The organism is Arthrobacter sp. SAFR-044, from assembly GCF_059414985.1.
This window is the reverse complement of the sequence record NZ_JBPFDN010000019.1, coordinates 16041-35689: the sequence shown is the minus strand read 5'-3', so window position 1 is coordinate 35689 and position 19649 is coordinate 16041. Positions and strand designations below refer to the sequence as shown.

Genomic DNA, 19649 nt, shown 5'->3' with positions numbered 1-19649 from the left:
CGTTGGAGGTCCTCCCAGCCTACCTAAGCGGGCTTCAGGAGTTGATGCTCCACGACGGCCGTCCGTGAGAGCGTCTTGTACCCCTCCTGCTCAAAAAGCACCGTGATGACATCGTCCTCGTGCCGCATCACCAGGCCGGGGCCCCACTCCTTGTGGACCACCGTGGACTGCAGCGGGAACGGTTCGTCGGCCGCGGGAGCCGCCGCCCCGCCGTCGGACGCCTTCTTCCCTCTGTGCTTCTTGCCCGACTGTTCTTTCCCAGATTTCACTTTGCCTTGCCGCGCGCCGTCGACCTCCGCGCCGTCCACCTGAGCGCCGGCAGCCGCCGCGCACCCGTCGCAGTTTCCGCAGGGCTCCGGCATGTCTTCACCAAAGTAGCCCAGCAGGAACTGCCGGCGGCAGCCGTCCGTCTCGGCGTAGGCGCGCATCATGGTGAGGCGGGACTGGTCCACCCGCTGCCGTGCTTCGGCGAGTTCGACGGCGTCACTCACCAGGGTGGGCAGCTTCGCTTTGGATGTCAGCCGGACGCCGCGCTTGCCGACAGCCACGGCGCCAATCTCCTCCAGTTGGTTCACCAGGCCGGTAATGCGCCGGGCCTTAAAACCTGTTAACTCTGCAAGGGAGGACTTCGGCGTGGCCGCATGGGCAGCCTTGAGCGCCTTCAACACCGCGAGGAGTGAATCGGGGTCGGGGGAGTGGGTGCCGAAGAATTTCCGCAGGCCAAGGTCCTCCGAGCGGTAGTGCAGCACGGCGGAGGCGGGTTCGCCGTCCCGGCCTGCGCGCCCGATCTCCTGGTAGTAGGAGTCCAGCGACTCGGGAATGTCGGCGTGGACCACAAAACGGACGTTGGGCTTGTCGATGCCCATCCCGAACGCCGTGGTGGCCACCACCACGTCCAGCTTGTCGTCCAGGAACAGTTGGTGGATGTGCTCCCGGTCCCCGGCCGAACGGCCGGCGTGGTAGGCCTCCGCGCGGAGACCTTCCTTGGCAAGCTTGGCCGCGTACTTCTCCGTGTCCTTGCGGGTGGCTGCGTAGAGGAGTCCCTGCCCCTTGCCGGCCAAGTCCGCGACCTGTTCAAGAACAGCCTTGCGCTTGCCCTTGTCTTCGTGGTGCCGGACCACGTCGAGGCTGATGTTGGGCCGGTCGAAACCATGCACCAACACCAGGGGCTTCTTCATGCAAAGCCGTTCCACGATTTCGTCCCGGACGGGCGGAGAGGCCGTAGCGGTCAGGGCGGCCACGGGCGGGTTGCCCAGCTGCTCGCGGACATTTCCCAGCGCGAGGTAGTCCGGGCGGAAGTCGTGCCCCCAGGAGGAGACGCAGTGTGCCTCGTCCACCACGAACAGCGAGATGTCCAGGGCCTTGATCCGGTCCACGGTGGACTGCTTGGCCAGCTGTTCCGGGGCGAGGAACACGAACACGGCCGTACCGCCCTCGGCGGCCCGCCATGAGGCCTCCACGTCGGTGTCACTGTGGGAGGAGTTGATAGCCACTGCGGCGTCCGGCCCGAGGGCCTGGGAAAGGCCCTCCAACTGGTCTTCCTGCAGGGCAATCAGCGGAGAAACCACGACGGCGGGACGTCCCGTTGCCTTGTGCAGGTGCAGGGCCGCGACCTGGTAGATAGCTGACTTGCCATAGCCGGTGGGCATGACGGCAAGGACGTCGCGGCCGTCCGCGAGGGCGGCCATGCCGGCCAGTTGCCCGTCCCGAAGGTCCGGCAGGTTGAAGGAGGAAGCAGCAAGGGCCCGAAGGGCAGGTTCGTCGGACATGGAACGGGGCTCCGCACAGAAGAAAACAGCAGCCGCTTGCTTCAGCCGTAGGACCCACCCTACGCCAGCCCGGTCCCGCCGTCGTAAAGTCGCGGCCGTATGTGGAGAAGTGCGGGCAGGAGCGCCGTGCCGGACGCCGGCGCTCCTGCCTGGACGGGTGCTGCGTTATTCGTCGATGGTGGACATGTTGGGGTAGCGGGCACCCGCAGCGGACCCCGCCGGGGCCAGCTGGTCCAGCAGCTGAAGCTCGTCCTGGGTCAGCTCGACATCCACAGCGCCCAGGTTCTCCCGCAGCCGCTCGCGCTTCTTGGTGCCCGGGATCGGGACAATATGCTCACCCTGCGCCAGAAGCCACGCGAGGGCCAGCTGGGCGGGAGTGCACCGTTTCCGGTCTGCCAGCTCCTTGACCCGGTCCACAAGTTCCAGGTTCCGGGTGAAGTTCTCCCCCTGGAAGCGCGGGGAGTGCCGGCGGAAATCGTCCTCGGCGAAGTCGTCCACAGAGCGGATCTGCCCGGTCAGGAAGCCACGGCCCAGCGGGCTGTAGGGGACAAACCCGATGCCCAGTTCCGCGAGCACGGGAAACACCTTGCTCTCGGGTTCCCGCTCCCACAGTGAATACTCGGTCTGCAGTGCGGTAATGGGGTGCACGGCGTGGGCCCGGCGGATGGTCTCCGCCGACGCTTCGGACAGCCCCAGGTGCCGGACCTTCCCCGCCTGGACCAGTTCGGCCATCGCACCTACGGTGTCCTCGATGGGCACGGTCTTGTCCACCCGGTGCTGGTAGTAGAGGTCGATGTGGTCCACCCCAAGCCGCTGGAGGCTGGCGTCGCAGGCGGACCGGACGTATTCGGGACGGCCGTTGATGCCCACCCAGGAACCGTCCCCGCGGCGTTCGTTGCCGAACTTGGTGGCGAGCACAACGTCGCCGCGGCGGCCGGCAATGGCCCTGCCCACAAGCTTTTCGTTGGTGAAGGGGCCGTACATGTCTGCCGTATCCAGCAGCGACCCGCCGGCATCCAGGAATTCCTGGATGGTTGCAACGGACTCCTGCTCGTCGCCGTCGCCGTAGAACTCGCTCATGCCCATGCAGCCAAGGCCGAGGGCGGAGACTGTCAGTTGTCCAATAGTGCGCGTTTTCATGCCGTTCTCCTCAACGGTGAAACCTGCCTGGGAACCGGCCAGCCCGCGTGCGTGGAGCCGGTTGGTACAGCGTACGCCGCCGTTGGCACTTGCCCGCGGCCAGCCTCCGGTAAACAAGGGCCTCTTACCCCTAGACCGCTCTGGGGGGCGTGCCTAGACTGGGCGAATCCCCACCCGGGAACCAGTACCTGACCATGCCAAACATCAGGAAGCACCGATGGGCCAGGCCATTCCCACGCGGGATGTCTCACCTACCCAGATCACGGCCGTCCCACCGGACGCCTGACTAATAGGAGCGATAGATGACAGGGAACAAAGCCGTTGCCTACAAAGAAGCCGGCAAGGTCGAAGTAATTGACATTGATTACCCAACGTTCGAGCTCAAGGACGGGCCAGGGGTCAACCCGGCCAACGTAGGGCGCCCGGTCAACCACGGGGTCATCCTGAAGACGGTGGCCACCAACATTTGTGGATCCGACCAGCACATGGTCCGCGGCCGCACCACGGCTCCGCCCAACCTGGTGCTGGGCCACGAAATCACCGGCGAAGTGGTGGAAGTGGGCCGTGACGTCGAGTTCATTAAGGTGGGCGACCTCTGTTCGGTGCCGTTCAACATTGCCTGCGGCCGCTGCCGGAACTGCAAGGAGCGCAAGACCGGTATCTGCCTCAACGTCAATCCCGCCCGGCCAGGCGCTGCCTACGGTTACGTGGATATGGGGGGCTGGGTGGGCGGCCAGGCCAACTATGTCCTGGTGCCCTACGCCGACTGGAACCTGCTGAAGTTCCCGGACAAGGACCGGGCCATGGAGAAGATCATGGACCTGGCAATGCTCTCGGACATCTTCCCCACCGGGTTCCATGGTGCCACGACAGCCGGCGTCGGCGTCGGCTCCACCGTGTACATTGCAGGGGCTGGTCCGGTGGGCCTGGCAGCGGCCACCAGCGCACACCTGCTGGGTGCCGCCGTCGTCATTGTTGGCGACATGAACGAAGACCGGCTGGAGCGGGCGCGCAGCTTCGGCTGTGAAACGGTGAACCTGACCCAGGGTGAGCCGAAGGACCAGATCGAGCAGATCCTTGGCGTTCCGGAGGTTGACTGCGCCGTTGACGCTGTCGGCTTCGAAGCCCGCGGCCACGGCAAGGGAGCGCAGGAAGCACCCGCAACCGTGTTGAACACCTTGATGGACATCACCGCGGCCGGCGGCGCGCTGGGTATCCCCGGCCTGTATGTCACCGGTGACCCGGGCGGCATTGACGAAGCAGCTAAGAAGGGTTCCCTGAGCCTGAGCCTTGGTACCGGCTGGGCAAAGTCGTTGAGCTTCACCACCGGCCAGTGCCCCGTGATGAAGTACAACCGCCAGTTGATGATGGCCATCCTGAATGACAAGGTCAACATCGCCAAGAACGTCAACGCCAAGGCGATTCCGCTGGAGGAGGCACCGAAGGGTTACGCGGAGTTCGACGCCGGCGCAGCCACCAAGTACGTCCTCAATCCGAACGGCTACTTGAGCTGACGCGGCGGCGGGCGGGGATGCCGCCAAGGACCCCCTACTTGCGGAAATAAGTGTTGCCCGGGCCGGGTTAGGCTTTGCACGGTCAGCACAACCCGCAACTGAAGGAGTCCCCTTGAGCGACATCACCGTCCGCCACAACCCTGGGCGAGAACGTTTCGAGATTCTTGATGCCGGCAACGTGATCGGCAAGGCGGCGTACAAGGAGTACGACGGCGGGGAGCCGCCGCAGCGGATTTTCTACCACACCGTGATCAACGAGGAATACGGCGGGCAGGGCCTGGCCGGCCGCGTGGCCACGGCTGCCCTGGACAGCACGGTGGAGGACGGCATCGGCATTGTCCCGGTGTGCCCGTTCATCAAGAAGTTCCTGGCCAAGCACCCCGAATACCTGGGCAGCGTGGTGGCCGTTGCGCCGGCGCACCTGGAGTTCCTGGAAACCGCGATCGCGGCCCGCACCCGGGGCTGACTCGACGGGCCCAGGCTTGCCTGGGCGCCTGGCCGCCCCGCGGACAGTCCACGCCGCGCTGGCAGCCTTAGTGCCTGAACCGCTCCCGGGCGGTTCAGGCAGATGTGCCGAGGGCGGCACCGATAACTTCCCAGGAGTCTCCGTTCGCCCGGGCGGCCCGGACGGCGGCGTCCAACTCGGCCTCCGCCTTCTCGGCAACCGTTCGGGCAGCGCTGATCCGGCGGAAGCCTGCGGCGCCGCTATCAATCTGAGGCGTCGGGCTCAGGCGAAGGAGCGTACCGTCAACCCGCAGCGGTGCGGCAAGATGCTCCACATGAAGGACGTAGCCTTCTTCGGAGCCGCGCTGAATGAAGAGGGTGAGGACAGTCTTTCCGTCGCCGTCGCCGTCGCCGTCGTCAAAGTCCACTTTTCCGTAGCTCTCAAGCGGTCCAACAGGCCATGGGCGCGGCCTCAGCCGCCCTGTAGCTTCGTACTTTGCCGGCTCGTGGACCTCGCGCCCGGCGCGGGAGCGGGGGGATTGTGCTTCACGCTGGGTCATGAGGGCCGTTCTCCTAAGCTGTCCTGCTGCTTCACATTCGGTTCCCCATCCACTTGGGTTCTCCAGCGGAATGCGGGCACCGCCCTGGTGCAGGTACCAGTACACGTCACGCCGGATTGAAGCGCACGAGTACCGGGTACTCGAAATTTCCGCGTCGGCGGGACGGCCCGGCGGAACATCGGCAAGCCTTCAGGAAGCTCCCAAACTCCGGTGATTTAATCAGCATCTGTCAGCGCGGCTCAAGGCCGCGCTGACGTTGTTTGTGATTGCCGAGGCCGGACAGGAGCCCCTTGTATGTCCATGCACCCCGTGGTGCCCAAACCGGGCCGCGACGCTCCGCCGCCGGCTCCGGGCAAGCCGTCCTCCGGCAGGCAGCGGGGCAACAGAAGGCTGCTGATCCTGGCCCTTGCCGTGGTGCTGGTCATCGTCGGCACCATCACCCTGGCCGTGGTCCGGTCCGAACCGCCGTCGGGCGCAGTGGTCACCACCCAGCCGGCCGTGCCGGCGGCACCGGTGGCGGCAGCCCCGCCGTCGTTGCAGGACAGCGTGGACAAAATCCTCAGTGAGGCGGACGAATACCGCATCGGGCTGGCGCTCGCCGACGTGTCCGGAGGCGCCGAGCGGACCTTCGGCGATGAAAGCACCTTCACGGCAGCCAGTACGGCGAAGATCCTGACCGCCGCCGCCTACTACCACCTGGTGGAGAACGGGCAGGCGGCCTTGGACGACCCCATTGGCGACTACGACGCGGCTTTCCAGCTCAAGGCCATGGTCAACGACAGCAACAACGATTCCTGGCTGCTGCTGATGGACGCGGTGGGCTACCCGCAGCTGATTGCCTACGCCGACTCCATCGGTGTCACCTACGACCCCGAACAGAACCTGCTGACCGCTGCGGACATGGCCCTGATCCTGAAGAAGCTCTACGCCGGGGAGCTCCTGGACGAGGACAACACGGAGCAGCTGCTGGGCTACATGCAGCACACCAACAACGAGGAGCTCATTCCAGCGGGATCGCGGACCGGCGTGGACGTGCACCACAAGTACGGTGAAGTGTCCGGCGAGCTGCATGACGCGGCGCTCCTGAGCTACCGCGGGTCGACGTTTGCGCTGGTGATCTACACCGAGAACCCGGAGGGCGTTCCCGATGACGGGCAGGCCGAGGTGATCCGGGACCTCACCCGGGCAGTCGAGGACGCACTGTTCCCGGTGGTGCTGGCCGTCAAGTAGCGGACGCCACACTGCGCCAGGGGTCCGCCAAGTCGTCCCCGGCGGCTGCCGTGGGCCAGACTGTTACCGTGAGCAACAACCCCCGGACTGCCCTGGCCGTCGCCGGCCTCAGCCTGGGCACGGCACTGAACCCGCTGAACTCCTCCATGATTGCCGTGGCCCTGGTGGTGCTGCGCGCCGACTTCGGGCTCGACGTCGCCGCCGTCACCTGGGTGGTCACCTCCTTCTACCTGGCCTCCGCTGCCGGCCAGCCCGTCATGGGAAGGCTGGCCGACAGGTTCGGGCCGCGGCGCATGTTCCTGCTGGGCATGGGGCTGGTGGCCATCACCTGCGCCCTGGCTCCACTAGCCCCAAACTTCGCGCTGCTCTGCGTAGCGCGGGCGGTCATGGCACTCGGCACAGCGACCGCGTATCCCAGCGCGGTGGTGATGGTGGGAGCGCTGGCACATGAGGCCAAGGTTGATACGGCGCGTCCACTGGGCAGGCTGCAAATGGCCAACACCTCCGCAGCCGCGGTGGGTCCCGTCGTCGGCGGTCTGCTGGTGGGCTTCGTGGGCTGGGAGTCACTGTTCCTGATCAACGTGCCGCTGGCCCTGGCGGCGCTGCTGATCGTGCGCAAGGCCGCCCCGCCGGACAAAGTCCGGGAGCACGGCAGCGTGGCAGAGCTGGTGCGGGACTCGGATCTGCCGGGCATAGCGGGATTCATCGGCGCGCTGCTGCTGGTCATGATGGCCGCGCTGAACGTAGCCCCGGACTACCGCTGGCTGATGCTGGCCGGTGGAACCCTGATCGCAGCGCTGTTCGCCTGGCGCGAGCTGCGCTTCGCCAAGCCGTTCCTGGACCTGCGGCTGCTGGGCCGGAACAGGCCGCTCATGCTGGTGTACCTGGGCTTCGCCGTTTTCAGCAGCGTCTACTACTTCGTCTTTTTCGGCCTTCCCCAGCTGCTGCAGGAAACCGGCGGCTACGATCCCGGCGTGGTGGGGCTGCTGATGCTGCCGCTGGCCGGCATGTCCGTGGTAGCCACCCCGTGGGCAGTCTCCGCGATGGGAAGGTTCGGGGTCCGGCGGGTGCTGCTTGCCGGCGTCGTCCTTTTGACGGTGGTGGCGGCGCTCATGTGGTTGTTGACCGGCACGCTGGCCATCCCCTTCGTAGTGGTCCTTACGGCCCTTATGGGCATCCCGTACGGGACTGTCAGCATCGCCTCCAACCAGGGCATGTTCGTGTCCACCCGCCCACAGGACCGCGGCGTCGCTGCCGGGATCTACCAGACCTGCCGCTACGTCGGCGCGATCACCGCCACCGTGATGATCGGGGTTTTCGCAGCCGGCGGGGTGCACCAGGACAGCTGGATGCGCATGGTCCTTGCCATGCTGGTGCTCTGTGTTGTCACGTTCGGGATTTCAGTGTTTTGGCGGCCGCAAAAGGCGTAGTCCCACCTCTGGAAGGGGCCGGGGGAGCGTGCCATGCTGGCCCCATGGGAAACGTGATGACTCTGGGCAACGCCCAAACCTCAGTTCAGGCGTACATCAGTGAACCGGCCGGAATCCCCAAAGGCGGGCTGGTGGTGGTCCACGAAGTCTGGGGGCTGGTGGGCCATACCAAGGACGTGGCAGACCGCTTTGCCGCGGAAGGCTACCTTGCGGTGGCGCCGGACCTGCTGTCGGGAGCCGGAGGAACGGCCGACGTGTCAGGAGAGCTGCAGGAGGCGGCGTTCGACCCCGAACAGCGCAGCAAAGCCCAGCCCCGGTTGCGCAAGCACATGGCGCCGATCCGCTCCCCGGAGTATGCCAAACACGCAGTCACCGCCCTCCGCGTGTGCTTTGACCACCTGGAAGGCGTGCCTGGACTGGCCGGGCGGGTGGCCGCGACAGGCTTCTGCCTGGGCGGAACCTACACCTTCTCCCTCGCCGTTGCCGAGCCCCGGCTCCGGGCCGCCGTGCCGTTCTACGGGCACGCCGAGTTCAAGGACTCGGAACTGCGCGCCATCAACTGCTCCGTCCTGGCCTTTTACGGGGACCAGGACAGCGCCCTAATGGAGGAACTTCCCGGTCTGAAGTCGCGGATGCGCGCAGCCGGCGTGGACTTCGAGGCCGTCGTCTACCCGGGCGCCGGCCATGCCTTCTTCAACGACACCAACAGGGACACCTACAACGCCGAGGCCGCCGAAGACTCATGGCAGCGTACGCTCGCGTTCCTCGATCGGAGCCTCAGCGCGTAGGTTCCCACCGGGCGGTCACGGGCAGTGGTACACCTCGTGGTTGTACCCTCGGCCGTTCCTGACCTGCTGGCTGTCCTCCCGGTCCGTGCATCCGCCGGTGGTTTTCGCGTAATGCAGGCCCACTTCGATGGATACACCGTCCCGCTCGAGGCTGTGGGAGCTCATGCGCGTCCGGGTGGTGGTCCCGTCGCTCGGATCTGTATCGACCCAATTGCTGAATGTGGAGCTGGAACGGATGCCGCTCGGAGTCTGGACCGTTTGGCACACCTGTTGATTCTCCTGGCAACCGCTTGTCCTGTCGACGACCGCTCTGCCGCTGCTGGCAGCCTGTGCGGGCGCCGCGACGGCTGCAGCAGCAAACGCCAGGGCGGTGGCTATGAGGGTGGTGCGTTTGGTGAACATCGTGATCTGTCCTGCCTGCCGGGGTTTGGGAGCACCGTGCCCTTGTGCCCCGTGTGGATAGGAAGCGGATGCGGGCTCCAGCCGCTTCTGGCGTCGTCAGCCAGCCGCGCCTTAACTGTGGCCCGTGCCCGTCCCCGCCCGTAGGGCCATTGGTCCCCGCACGCGGCAGCAGCTAACGGCCGTTGACCGGCGTGACCCGGATCCGGGCGATCCGGAGCCTGTCCATGCTGAGGACCGTCAACACGTATCCCGGGATCTGCACCCGGTCGCCTGCACGGGGCAGTCGCCCCAGGCGGTCCATCATGAACCCGGCCACCGTTTCGTAGCGGCCTTCCGGGAGCGCGATTCCGGAGGCGGCCTTGAACTCCTGCAGGATCAGGCCGCCGTCTACGTCAATGAACCCGTTGGCCACGTTGACCCGGTCCTCGTGCTCGGCCCCGGTGTCGTACTCGTCGTAGATCTCGCCCACCAGTTCCTCCACCAGGTCTTCGAGCGTGACCACGCCGTCCGTGCCGCCGTACTCGTCCACCACCAATGCGATGTGCTGGTTGGTCTTGCGCATCCGGGACAGCGACGGCAGTACGCGGTTGGTCCCGGGCAGGGGAAGGATTTCGCGGGCAAGGTTCCGCACGGGTGACTGGTCCTGCACCTCGTCGCGGGGCATCAGGTCCCGGATGTGCACGAAGCCCAGGACGTGGTCAGGGCTCCTCCCGATCACCGGGAAGCGGGAGTAGGGGCCGTCCCTGACCATCCTGCGGGCATCGGCGACGCTCATGGCGCCGTCGATGAAGGTCACCTCCGTTCGGGGGCGCATCACCTCCTGCAGCGTCCGGTCCCCGGCGCCGAACACATCGGCCACGATGGTCCGGCTGCTCTCTTCGAGCAGTTCGTTTTCCGCCACCATGTCCCAGAGCTCCTCGGAACTGATGCCCTCCCGCTTGGCATAGGGGTCGCCGCCAAGGAGTTTGACCACAGCGTCGGTGGATAGGGACAGGAGCCAGATGACGGGCCGCATAACCCGGGAGAGGGTGACCAACGGGGGTGCCAGCAGCTTCGTGAACGGGACGGGTCGTTGCAGCGCCAGCCGCTTGGGGGCAAGCTCACCCAGGACCAGGGACAGGTAGGCCACCAGCAGGGTCATGCCAATGAAGGACACGGGTCCGGCAGCCGCGCCCAGCCCCAGGGCTTCGAGGAGGGGGACGACGCCGGGCGCGATCGCCGAGGCGCCATAGGCTGCCGAGAAGAATCCAGACAGGGTCACCCCGATCTGGACGGTGGAGAGGAACCGGTTGGGGTTGCGCGCCAGCGCTGCTGTCCGGGCGCCGGTGTTCCCGGACTTCTCGATGCGGCGCACCTGGCTCTCGCGCAGGGACACCAGGGCCATTTCCGCCGCCGCAAACACCCCGCCCAGCAGCACGAAACCGAGAACCAACGCGATATTGACCAGGGCGCCGCTGTCCATGACTTGACCTTACCGATCCGCAGACCGGTTGGCGCGTCCCCTACGTGTACATCAGGGAGCCCGGCGTGGTGAGCTTCTCGCCGGTTTCAAGCCACGTCTTCAGGCCGGACAGGATCATCGGCCAGCCGCCGTAGAGCTGCTCGTTGGCGCCCTCGCGCAGGTCGCTGTGCGTGACGGTGAGGTGGCAGGAATCGCCCACGGGCTCGATCTCCCAGGTGACCTTGGATGTGCCCTCGGCCTTGACGTCCTCACCCCAGAGGGCCCGCATGGTCTGGACCAGGCGGCGCGGCGGATCCACTTCAAGGTTCTCGCCCTCGCCGAGGATCTGGCCGGCCTTCGGGTTGCCCATCTCGAAACGGCCGCCAGGTGTCCAGTCGGATTCGAGGGTGTTGCCAAACTGGTACTTGCTGCGGATGTCGCTGTCCGTGATGGCTTCCCAGAGCCGTTCGGGAGTGGTCTTGATGTAGATTTCGAAGATTTTTTCCATGGGACTTTCCAATCTGGATTTGAGGTCGCTGAGGCCAGCGGCCCATGGTTCTGCGTATTTGCTGACCCAGCGGTCGTGGACCAGGCGGATGGGGACAGGGTTCAGGAAATGCAGCTTTTCCCGCCCGCGACGCCGCGTCACCACCAGGCCTGCGTCCTCCAGGATGCGGAGGTGCTTGGCGATTCCGAACCGGCTCATGGTGAACCGTGCCTCAAGTGCTCCCAGGGTCTGGCCGTCCTCGCGGAACAGCTCGTCGAGCAGGTCCCTGCGGGTGGGGTCGGAGAGTGCTTTGAACACGTCGTCCATCCCTCAATGATAGGTGACCATATGGTCACCTATCAAGGGTTTTCCGGCGCGGGATCAATTCCTGGAGGCCAAGTTTCGGTCGCGCTCCTCGAACACCTCGTCGCCGGGCCCCGTGAAGGCGCGCGAACGCTCCACCGCCTCGATGGAACCGGTGAACAGCTGCGATTCGTGCGGATCGGCCGGCGGATGCGAGCCGGCGGCAGCGGGCGCACCCAGCCCGCGCAGTGGTCCCTTGCGCCTGGCGGCCGTGCCGCCGTCGTCCGCTGCCTGCTCCCAGCGCTGGTGCGGCAGCGCCTGGGGATGGTCCTGCTGGAGGAACGTGACCATGGTTTCGCGGACCAGGCAGCGCAGGTCGAAGAGCGCGGCACTATCCGCGGCGCTGACCAGGATCCGGACCCGGACAAAGCCTCCGGTGGCATCGGTGATCTGCAGGACGCCCACGCGCTCATCCCACAGTTCTGTGCCGGCCAGGACCCGGCGCAGTTCAGTGCGCATGTCCTCCACGGGGGCGCGCCAGTCCAGGTCGAACTCCACGGTGCCCATCACCTCGGACTGGCGGCGGGTCCAGTTCTCGAACGGTGTGGTGGTGAAGTAGGTGGAGGGCAGGATCAGCCGGCGGTCGTCCCAGAGATGGACCACCACGTAGGTGAGGGTGATTTCCTCGATCCGGCCCCACTCCTTCTGGACCACCACCACGTCATCCACGCGGATGGCGTCGGTGAATGCGAGCTGCATGCCGGCGAAGACGTTCACCAGCGAGGTCTGCGCGGCGAGGCCTGCCACGATGGAAATCACGCCCGCGGACGCCAGCAGTCCGGCCCCCAGGGCCTGGATCGCGGGAAAGGTCAGCATTGCCGTGCCGACGGCGAGCACCACCACCAGTGCCACGGCGATGCGTCGGGCCAGGATCATCTGGGTGCGCAGCCGCCGCGCCCTCCGGTTGTCCGCCACGTCCACGCTGTGCCGGGTCAGCACCACGGCCTCCACGATCAGCAGGACCGCGACGGCAAGCCACGCGAACGCCCCGATCATGGCGATCAGCAGGAGATGGTCGACGCCGGCGTGCCAGCTTTCGCCCGCAGCCGTCAGCCCCAGCGCGGCGCGGACGCCCACCAGGCAGAGTGCCAGCCGCAGCGGCTGGCGGGCCACCCTGGAGGTGGCCTGCAGCTCGGGCCGCTTGCGGTTGAGCTTCAGGACGATCTTGCGGAGCAGCCAGGACAGGGCAAGTCCCGCTACCACCGCCAGGGCCATGGCGATGAAGGGCAGGGCGGGATTCAGGACGTCGAGCATTCATTAACCTCTATCAAGCCTTTGCCGGACGCCGAAATCCGGTACCCAGTGGCCTGTCCGGTTTGGCTGGGACTGTGGGGCCGCTCCGGCAAAGCTAAGGCCCGAAAGGCAGCAGGAGCAGGGCCACCAAGGCCGGGACCGTGGCCGCGAGGGTTCCTGGCACGCTGTCCCATTTCCTGGGGTAATGGCCCTGGAGGTCTGCGAGCAGCATGGTGGGTGCCGTGAGGACCATGTTGGCGCAGCAGTAAACCACCAGCGTGTATCCCACCACCAGCTGGCCGGAGTTGGCCGCGACCACGCCCGCCACCACCCCCAGCGCAACCGCGAGGTTCCTGTACCCGGTGGGGATGGCCCACATCATCACCGCGGGGACATTCTCCGGAGGCGTACTCAGGAAGTTCTGCGCCCACCTGCTACGCCGGAGGAGGAAGCTCTCCACGGGAAAAACAAAGATATAAATGACCGCGGCCAGGACCGCGAAGATCTGGGACATGGCGTTCATGATGCGAAGATAGGCCCGGCCGGACTGTTGCTCCATCCCCTCGGCAGGGGATTCTCCGGCTGCAGCCTGGGAAAGAATCCGCACCCCTTGTACGCGAACGCGGGTAGCCTTGGGCGCATGCAGAAGATATCGATCGACGCGCTGGCCCGGCAGCAGCTCGAGGCGGCGGTCACCTCCACCAATGGCCGGGCTGCGGACACGGTGTACGGCGGCCACGAGAAGATCCTCCGCCAGACCGTCATGGCCATGAAGGCCGGAACCCAATTGAGTGAGCACCAGAACCCGGGCGACGCCACAGTCTTCGTAATTCAGGGCTGCGTCAGCCTCAAGGCCGGCGGCGAGTCATGGCAGGGCAAGGCCGGCGACCTGCTGATCGTCCCGCCAGGCCTGCACAGCCTTCATGCCGAGGAAGACTCAACGTTCCTCTTCACGGTGGCCAAGTACCGCGACTGAACGGCCGGTACGGTGGCATCGATTGCTCCGTACCGGTCGTTTTGACGGCTCAAAACGACACTTACGGAGCAATCGATGCAAGGATCAGGCTGGGTCCTTGACCTTGTCGGTGACCGGCCGGGGTTCCAGCCAGATGCGTTCCCGGGGACCGGGCGGGTAGGCGTACCTCTTGCCGGCGAGGGTGATCACGAACGCGGCAACCACGGGGATCGCAGCCGCGGCCGGAACCAGCAGCGGGCCGCCCACCACCAAAGCGGCGGACCCGTAAAGCGCACCGATGGTGATGCCCAGCTGGATGGTCAGGACAGTGAGCCCGTTCGCCGCCTCGCTGTACTCCCCGCCGGCACGGAGGATGGCCGACTGGTTGTAGATGCCGATGGCGCCCAGGCCCGCTCCCCAAATGGTCATCAGCACCAGGGCCACGGGCAGGTTTCCGACTGCGAGAGGCAGGAGGAACATGGAGGCGGCGATGGCCGCCGTCGTGATCAGCAGCGAACGGCGGGGGCGCGAATCAACGGTGAGTCCCGCAATCCAAATGCCCAGCAGGCCGGACCCGCCGAGCACCGTGAGGGAAAGGCTGGTGGCGTAGTCCGGAAGGTTCGCCTCGCGGATGAAGGGTGCAATGTAGGTGAACAGGGCGAAGTGCGCCAGGACCAGCAGCGGCCAGGCGATGGCCACGGACTTCACTCCCGGCTGGCCGATCGCCTTGCGGAGCGACGGCCGGGCAGCGTCGGAAATGCGCTGGACGCGGGGGAGCAGCCAGAACGCCAGGACCGTCAGGACCACGCCGAACCCGGCGAGCACCATGAACGCGGCACGCCAGCCCAGGAATCCGCCCAGCGCCGTGCCCACCGGTGCACCGATGGCCAGCCCCAGGCTGTTGCCGCTGAACACGATCGCCAGGGCTTTGCCCACTTTGTCAGCAGGGACCACGCGGGAAACGAACGGTGCCATGGTGGTCCAGAGCAATCCGTGTGCCAGCCCGCCCACCAGCCGGGCGATCATCGCTGACGTGAAATCCGGTGCCAGTCCCACCAGTGCGTTGCTGAGCGCGAACGTCAGCACCAGCCCCACCAGCAGGGCGTGCCGCGGGATCTTCCCCAGCAGCCGTGCGGCCGGGACCACCGTGACCACTATGACGGCGGCATAGGCGGCAGCAAGATAACCGGCCACCGGCTCGGAGACTCCAAGGCCGGTGCTGATCTGCGGCAGCAGCCCGGACGGGAGCAGCTCTGTGGTAATGGCGGTAAATGCGATGGTGGCCAGGACCACCATCGCGGCGTAGGGAAAGCGGGCAGGTCCCGGCGCAGGGATCGCGGAAGACATGGGGGAGTGATCCATTCAAGGGAAGGGGGATGGAATGCGGCTCTGCGCGCCTGCAATTCCTCCCTTAAATTTACAGGATCAAACGGGCTGTCATACGTGTGACACGGCGCCCCGCTCCCGTCCTGCCCCGTCCAGTTTGGTTGCCCGCCGGCTTCCGCTGCCGGCGGGCAATGTTGTCATCTTCCTAAGCCAGGGTTCCATTGATGCGGGCGTCGAGCAGGCCTGCCGCCACTGCCGGAGCCAGCCCGGGTGCCAGGGGAAGGCGGGGGACCACCAGGCAGTGCCATAGGTGGTAGATGTCAGCCTTGCCGGACCATACGGTGGAGCTGACGTTGCCGTTTTCGTCGAGCTCCTGCTTCCAGGATCCGTGTTCGTAGTCGATGAACCAGTCGCGGGCATGGTCCCAGATCCGCTCATACCAGTCCGCGTACTTCGTCTCGCCGGTGGCGATGTACAGGGCCGCTGCGCCGCCGATTGCCTCAGCGGGCACCCAGCGGATGCGGGTGGTGACCACCGGCTTGCCCTCCCAGTCCACGGTGTACACAAATCCAGCATGGCCGTCCGGTTCCCACGCGTCCCGGATAGCGGCGTCGAACAGGCCGCGTGCGTCTTCGAGGAGCCAGTCCGGAACGTCCAGGCCGCGGGACTCGAGCCCGGCGCGGACGTGGAGGAGCAGGCGCGCCCATTCCACCCAGTGGCCGGGCGTTCCCCCGTAGGCGCGGAACTGGCTGGCACGGTCGTCGGTGTTGTACTCCGGCATCGGGTTCCACTCCGGGTCGAAGTGCTCGAACACCCGGTAGTTGTTGTTCCGCGCAAACTTGTGAATCAGCACCTCGGCTATGTGCAGCGCCCGTTCAAGCCAGCGGTTCTCGCCGGTGACATCGGCCACGATGAGGTAGGCCTCCACGGAGTGCATGCTCGCGTTTCCACCGCGGTAGGCCTCGGTTTCGGTGAATTCCCTGTTCCACGAGTCGAAGCACATGTTGCCCTGATGGTCCCAGAACTTCGTGTCGGCGACCCGCAACGCCTCGTCAAGGAGCTCCCGGGCTCCGGGGCGCCCCGCCGCAACGGCGCTCGCAGCAGCCAGGAGCACGAAGGAGTGCTGATAGCCGGACTTGGTGTCGTTGACCGGACCGTTCTGGTCCACCTCGGCATACCAGCCGCCGAACTCGTCGTCGTGGAGGACGCCGTTGAGCGCCGCGATGCCATGGTCCACGAGTGTCGCAGCACCCGGCCGCCCCATGAGCGCGGCAACAGCGAAACTGTGGGTCATCCGTGCGGTGATCCAGAGGTGGGTCGGCTTGTCGGCGAACACCTTGCCGTAGTTGTCCAACCAGCCGAATCCCGTGGGAACCTTGGAAGCCTCGGCGAAACGGATCAGCCGGTCGGTTTCCGCCTCGAGCCATCGTGCGTGGGCGGGGCTGTCGAGCCACGTCATGTCATGTCCTCTTTCTGGTAGGCGTGCAAGTGAAAATGTCGGGTCAGCCTACGGCGTCGGAGATGCCGCGGATGATGGTGGCCGCCGCTCCCAGGTAGGCCAGGATGATCAGGAGGATCTGTGCCGCGCGGGCCGGGACGTGTTTGGCGGCGAAGTCGCCGAGCACCAGCCCTGCCAGGCAGGCGACGGCGACGGCGAGCCACATGGCCAACGGCAGCACTGGGAACGAATCTGGGGCACTGATCGCCTTTGAGATCAGCGAGAAGGTGCCGATGGTGAAGAAGTACGGCTGCATGGTGGCAGCGAAGGACTTGTGCTGCCACCGGGTGGCGATGGAGTACATGCTGACGGCCGGGCCGCCCACGCCCGCGGCTGTGTTCATGAAGCCGCTGAGGCCACCGGCGGTGAAGAGGTAGCGCCGGCGCTCCGGCAGCGTGGCGGATTTCAGGACCAGCAGGACGGTCAGGCCGACGGCCAGGAGCACACCGATGGAGATCTCCAGGACGGCCGGCGGGATGAGGCGGATAAGGATGGCGGCCGGGATGATGCCCGCCAGGGCCGAGACCGCGAGCAGCAAGTACCGCTTCCAGTCGATGTCCCGGACCACCCGGAAGATGATGGCTCCCGCCGTCACGGCCCCGCACACGTTCACCAGCACCACTCCCTCCACCGGCCCCAGGAGCAGGACCAGGAAGGGAGCGGCCACGAGCGCGAAGCCCATCCCGGTGACACGCTGCATCCCTGCACCCATGACGACGGCGCCCAGCACCAGCCCGGTGGTCAGCACTTACGGCCTCCAGGCCACGTACTGGACCTCCTCGAACTCTTCGAGGCCCAGGCTTGATCCTTCCCGGCCCAGGCCGGACTGCTTGGCGCCGCCCATGGGGGCGAAGGCTACGGAAGGCAGGGGGTCGTTGACGCCCACGATGCCGGCTTCGAGCCGCTCGGGAATGTCCCAGCCGCGCCTGGGGCTGCCGCTCCAGACATACGCGGCCAGGCCCATCTCCGTGGCGTTGGCTTTCCGGATGGCCTCCTCCTCGGAGGAAAAGGTGACGACGCCGGCCGCCGGGCCAAAGACCTCCTCAGTCACCAGGAGTGCGTCGTCGGGGACGTCCGTGAGCAGCGTGGGTGCCAGGAAGGACCCCTGCTCGGGGACGGAAGTCCGTTGCGTCACTCGGCGGGCGCCGCGATTCACAGCGTCGTCCACCAGTGCCTGCACCGCGGACACCCTTTCGGCGTCGATGACGGGACCGAGGTCCGGGACCGGGCCGCCGTCGTCGGGAACTCCGTGGCCTATGCTCATGGCATCAAAGCGGGCCCCCAGCTTCCGTGCGAATTCCTCCGCGATGCTGTCCTGGACCAGGAACCGGTTGGCGGCCACGCAGGACTGGCCGGTGTTGCGGAGCCGGCCCAGCACGGCACCTTCGACCGCGGCGTCCAGGTCGGCGTCCTCGAACACGATGAAAGGTGCGTTGCCACCGAGTTCCAGCAGCGGCCGGACCACACGTTCGGAGGCCGAAGCCATGATCTGCCGGCCCACCCCGGTGGAGCCGGTGAAGCTGACGGCCCTGACAGCCGGGTGGGACATCAGGGCGGCGGTGACTTCGCGGGAGGGCCCGTGGACCAGATTCACCACACCGGCGGGGAAACCTGCATCATGCAGGACCTCGAACAGTCCGGTGGCGGCCAGCGGGGCTTTCTCCGACACCCTGCCCACCACGGTGCAGCCGGCGGCAAGCATCGCGGCAAGCTTCCGGGCCTGGATGGAGACCGGGAAGTTCCAGGGCGTCAGGCTGAGTGCCACGCCGATGGGTTTGCGGTTGCTGAGGTGGCGGCGGCCGTGCAGCTCGGGCGGGCTGACGGTGCCGGTGGCCCGGCGTGCCTCCTCGGCAAACCAGCGGAAGTACTCCACGGAGAAGTCCACTTCCCCCTGCGCTTCGGGGAGCCGCTTGCCGGCTTCGAGCGCCAGGGTGTGCGCGAGTTCGTCGCGGCGTTCTGCGAGCAGGTCTGCGGCGTTGCGCAGCAGGTCGGCGCGGTGGCGTGCGGTGGTGTGCGACCAGGAACTGAAAGCCTCCGCCGCGGCGTCGCCGGCCTTCGTGGCTTCCTGGGTGCCGCCCCAGGCCACCTCACCTACCGTGCTGCCGTTGCCGGGGTCTGTCACGTCCTTGGCGGTTCCGGCAGTGTGCCAGCTGCCGTTGATCAGGTGCCGGGCTGACTTGAGGTTCATGAATGGTGCCTTTCGTTGGCTGGGAGGGGGCTGCCGCCGCAGGTGCTGCCCGCCGTCGTCGTACTCATCCCTTGCTGGCGCCGGCCGTGATGCCGGCAACAAAGTAGCGCTGCAGGAAGACGTAGGCCACCACCACAGGCAGGGACGCCAGGATGACGCCGGCGAACAGCAAGGGGTAGTTGGTCTGGAACTCGCCCTGGAAGCTGAGCAGTGCCAGCGGCAGCGTCCGGTTCCCGGGGGTCTGGATGAACAGCAGCGGGTAGAGGAGTTCGTTCCAGTGGATGACGAACAGGAAGATGGCGGCTGCAGCGATGGAGGGTGCTGACAGCGGCAGGGCGATGGAGGAGTATGTCTTCCAGGGCCCGCTGCCGTCGATGGAGGAGGCTTCGTAGAGTTCCTTGGGCAGGGTCCGCATGAAACCGCCCAGGATGAACACTGCGATGGGCAGCGTGGACACCACGTTGGCCAGGATGAGGCCGGCCAGGCTGTCCAGCAGGCCAAGCCTGCCAAAGAGAACGTAGAGCGGCACCATGTTGGCCTGCGCCGGAATGGCCATGCCCAGCACCAGGAAGCCGAAGATGGCCCAGGACATGAAGCCCTTCAGCCGTGAGACGGCGTAACCGGCCAGGCTGGCCAGGAACAGGGTGAGCGGCACGGAGATGCCGGTGACGATCGCGCTGTTGATAAAGGACGAGCCCAGGTTTTGGCCGCCCACAACCTCGGCGAAGTTGTCCGGGGAGAGGGAGTGCGGGAGGCTGAACGGCCCGGCGAAGAGTTCCTGCGTGGACTTGAAACTGCCGAAGGCCACTACTGTCAGGGGAATGATGATGATGACCGCATAGATGGCCAGGATGGCGCGGCGGCTTAGCGAGGCGAGCATG

Annotated in this window: 19 protein-coding genes; 6 read left to right on the top strand and 13 right to left on the bottom strand. The window is 66.5% G+C overall.

All coding sequences use genetic code 11. From position 1 onward, the window contains the following. Positions 1 to 23: 23 nt before the first annotated feature. Together ACR65J_RS20080 and ACR65J_RS20075 are read right to left on the bottom strand one after the other, a co-directional pair. Positions 24 to 1769, bottom strand: a complete 1746-nt coding sequence (locus tag ACR65J_RS20080) for a RecQ family ATP-dependent DNA helicase (protein ID WP_440172407.1) — start codon at positions 1767 to 1769, stop codon at positions 24 to 26. A gap of 165 nt (positions 1770 to 1934) precedes the next feature. Next, positions 1935 to 2909, bottom strand: coding sequence for an aldo/keto reductase (locus ACR65J_RS20075; protein ID WP_440172404.1), 975 nt, complete (start codon positions 2907 to 2909; stop codon positions 1935 to 1937). Between the two features lie 302 nt (positions 2910 to 3211). Between ACR65J_RS20075 and fdhA the strand changes: the two genes are divergently transcribed. Together fdhA and ACR65J_RS20065 are read left to right on the top strand one after the other, a co-directional pair. After that, positions 3212 to 4423 (top strand): formaldehyde dehydrogenase, glutathione-independent, encoded by a 1212-nt coding sequence (fdhA, locus tag ACR65J_RS20070; RefSeq protein ID WP_324644318.1) that lies wholly within the window; start codon positions 3212 to 3214, stop codon positions 4421 to 4423. Positions 4424 to 4535: 112 nt separating this feature from the next. Then, positions 4536 to 4889, top strand: coding sequence for a GNAT family N-acetyltransferase (locus ACR65J_RS20065; RefSeq protein WP_440172401.1), 354 nt, complete (start codon positions 4536 to 4538; stop codon positions 4887 to 4889). Positions 4890 to 4983: 94 nt separating this feature from the next. Here the strand turns inward: ACR65J_RS20065 and ACR65J_RS20060 are convergent, their stop codons facing one another. After that, complete coding sequence (locus tag ACR65J_RS20060) at positions 4984 to 5427, bottom strand: hypothetical protein (protein ID WP_440172398.1); 444 nt, start codon at positions 5425 to 5427, stop codon at positions 4984 to 4986. 294 nt (positions 5428 to 5721) lie between these two features. Between ACR65J_RS20060 and ACR65J_RS20055 the strand changes: the two genes are divergently transcribed. From ACR65J_RS20055 to ACR65J_RS20045, 3 genes are all read left to right on the top strand, one after another. Further along, positions 5722 to 6657 (top strand): serine hydrolase, encoded by a 936-nt coding sequence (locus ACR65J_RS20055; protein WP_440172396.1) that lies wholly within the window; start codon positions 5722 to 5724, stop codon positions 6655 to 6657. Between the two features lie 68 nt (positions 6658 to 6725). Next, positions 6726 to 8087, top strand: a complete 1362-nt coding sequence (locus ACR65J_RS20050) for an MFS transporter (RefSeq protein ID WP_440172393.1) — start codon at positions 6726 to 6728, stop codon at positions 8085 to 8087. Positions 8088 to 8131: 44 nt separating this feature from the next. After that, positions 8132 to 8875 (top strand): dienelactone hydrolase family protein, encoded by a 744-nt coding sequence (locus ACR65J_RS20045; protein ID WP_440172390.1) that lies wholly within the window; start codon positions 8132 to 8134, stop codon positions 8873 to 8875. Positions 8876 to 8890: 15 nt separating this feature from the next. On the opposite strand, the gene ACR65J_RS20040 is transcribed toward ACR65J_RS20045, so the two are convergent. The 5 genes from ACR65J_RS20040 to ACR65J_RS20020 form a co-directional block, all read right to left on the bottom strand. Beyond that, entirely contained in the window at positions 8891 to 9040 is a 150-nt protein-coding gene (locus ACR65J_RS20040; protein WP_440172387.1) for a hypothetical protein, read from the bottom strand. Positions 9041 to 9449: 409 nt separating this feature from the next. After that, entirely contained in the window at positions 9450 to 10739 is a 1290-nt protein-coding gene (locus ACR65J_RS20035; protein WP_440172385.1) for a hemolysin family protein, read from the bottom strand. A 40-nt stretch (positions 10740 to 10779) separates the two neighbouring features. Continuing rightward, a complete protein-coding gene (locus ACR65J_RS20030) occupies positions 10780 to 11532 on the bottom strand; it encodes an ArsR/SmtB family transcription factor (RefSeq protein WP_440172383.1) in 753 nt (250 codons plus the stop codon). Positions 11533 to 11586: 54 nt separating this feature from the next. Further along, positions 11587 to 12822, bottom strand: coding sequence for a mechanosensitive ion channel family protein (locus ACR65J_RS20025; RefSeq protein ID WP_440172381.1), 1236 nt, complete (start codon positions 12820 to 12822; stop codon positions 11587 to 11589). Positions 12823 to 12916: 94 nt separating this feature from the next. Beyond that, a complete protein-coding gene (locus tag ACR65J_RS20020; RefSeq protein WP_440172378.1) occupies positions 12917 to 13324 on the bottom strand; it encodes a DUF1304 family protein in 408 nt (135 codons plus the stop codon). A gap of 117 nt (positions 13325 to 13441) precedes the next feature. On the opposite strand from ACR65J_RS20020, the gene ACR65J_RS20015 reads away from it, so the two are divergent. After that, on the top strand, positions 13442 to 13777 hold the full coding sequence (locus ACR65J_RS20015; RefSeq protein ID WP_440172376.1) for a cupin domain-containing protein: 336 nt from the start codon (positions 13442 to 13444) through the stop codon (positions 13775 to 13777). Positions 13778 to 13861: 84 nt separating this feature from the next. Here the strand turns inward: ACR65J_RS20015 and ACR65J_RS20010 are convergent, their stop codons facing one another. From ACR65J_RS20010 to ACR65J_RS19990, 5 genes are all read right to left on the bottom strand, one after another. Continuing rightward, on the bottom strand, positions 13862 to 15103 hold the full coding sequence (locus ACR65J_RS20010) for an MFS transporter (RefSeq protein ID WP_440172374.1): 1242 nt from the start codon (positions 15101 to 15103) through the stop codon (positions 13862 to 13864). Positions 15104 to 15287: 184 nt separating this feature from the next. Further along, positions 15288 to 16541: an AGE family epimerase/isomerase gene (locus ACR65J_RS20005; protein ID WP_440172372.1), complete on the bottom strand. Its 1254-nt coding sequence runs from the start codon at positions 16539 to 16541 to the stop codon at positions 15288 to 15290. 43 nt (positions 16542 to 16584) lie between these two features. Continuing rightward, complete coding sequence (locus ACR65J_RS20000; RefSeq protein WP_440172370.1) at positions 16585 to 17328, bottom strand: sulfite exporter TauE/SafE family protein; 744 nt, start codon at positions 17326 to 17328, stop codon at positions 16585 to 16587. Next, on the bottom strand, positions 17329 to 18768 hold the full coding sequence (locus tag ACR65J_RS19995) for an NAD-dependent succinate-semialdehyde dehydrogenase (protein ID WP_440172368.1): 1440 nt from the start codon (positions 18766 to 18768) through the stop codon (positions 17329 to 17331). It abuts the gene before it with no gap. A gap of 64 nt (positions 18769 to 18832) precedes the next feature. Then, positions 18833 to 19648 (bottom strand): carbohydrate ABC transporter permease, encoded by an 816-nt coding sequence (locus tag ACR65J_RS19990; protein ID WP_440172366.1) that lies wholly within the window; start codon positions 19646 to 19648, stop codon positions 18833 to 18835. Position 19649: the final 1 nt, after the last annotated feature.

What these genes read in the sequence shown, in the direction of transcription:
- ACR65J_RS20035 (WP_440172385.1), bottom strand. Translation starts at nt 10,739, where the DNA reads ATGGACAGCGGCGCCCTGGTCAATATCGCGTTGGTTCTCGGTTTCGTG.
- ACR65J_RS20025 (WP_440172381.1), bottom strand. Translation starts at nt 12,822, where the DNA reads ATGCTCGACGTCCTGAATCCCGCCCTGCCCTTCATCGCCATGGCCCTG.
- ACR65J_RS20060 (WP_440172398.1), bottom strand. Translation starts at nt 5,427, where the DNA reads ATGACCCAGCGTGAAGCACAATCCCCCCGCTCCCGCGCCGGGCGCGAG.
- ACR65J_RS20005 (WP_440172372.1), bottom strand. Translation starts at nt 16,541, where the DNA reads ATGACGTGGCTCGACAGCCCCGCCCACGCACGATGGCTCGAGGCGGAA.
- ACR65J_RS20075 (WP_440172404.1), bottom strand. Translation starts at nt 2,909, where the DNA reads ATGAAAACGCGCACTATTGGACAACTGACAGTCTCCGCCCTCGGCCTT.
- ACR65J_RS20015 (WP_440172376.1), top strand. Translation starts at nt 13,442, where the DNA reads ATGCAGAAGATATCGATCGACGCGCTGGCCCGGCAGCAGCTCGAGGCG.
- ACR65J_RS19990 (WP_440172366.1), bottom strand. Translation starts at nt 19,648, where the DNA reads ATGCTCGCCTCGCTAAGCCGCCGCGCCATCCTGGCCATCTATGCGGTC.
- ACR65J_RS20045 (WP_440172390.1), top strand. Translation starts at nt 8,132, where the DNA reads ATGGGAAACGTGATGACTCTGGGCAACGCCCAAACCTCAGTTCAGGCG.
- ACR65J_RS20040 (WP_440172387.1), bottom strand. Translation starts at nt 9,040, where the DNA reads ATGAGCTCCCACAGCCTCGAGCGGGACGGTGTATCCATCGAAGTGGGC.
- ACR65J_RS20080 (WP_440172407.1), bottom strand. Translation starts at nt 1,769, where the DNA reads ATGTCCGACGAACCTGCCCTTCGGGCCCTTGCTGCTTCCTCCTTCAAC.
- ACR65J_RS20055 (WP_440172396.1), top strand. Translation starts at nt 5,722, where the DNA reads ATGTCCATGCACCCCGTGGTGCCCAAACCGGGCCGCGACGCTCCGCCG.
- ACR65J_RS20030 (WP_440172383.1), bottom strand. Translation starts at nt 11,532, where the DNA reads ATGGACGACGTGTTCAAAGCACTCTCCGACCCCACCCGCAGGGACCTG.
- fdhA (WP_324644318.1), top strand. Translation starts at nt 3,212, where the DNA reads ATGACAGGGAACAAAGCCGTTGCCTACAAAGAAGCCGGCAAGGTCGAA.
- ACR65J_RS20020 (WP_440172378.1), bottom strand. Translation starts at nt 13,324, where the DNA reads ATGAACGCCATGTCCCAGATCTTCGCGGTCCTGGCCGCGGTCATTTAT.
- ACR65J_RS19995 (WP_440172368.1), bottom strand. Translation starts at nt 18,768, where the DNA reads ATGAACCTCAAGTCAGCCCGGCACCTGATCAACGGCAGCTGGCACACT.
- ACR65J_RS20010 (WP_440172374.1), bottom strand. Translation starts at nt 15,103, where the DNA reads ATGTCTTCCGCGATCCCTGCGCCGGGACCTGCCCGCTTTCCCTACGCC.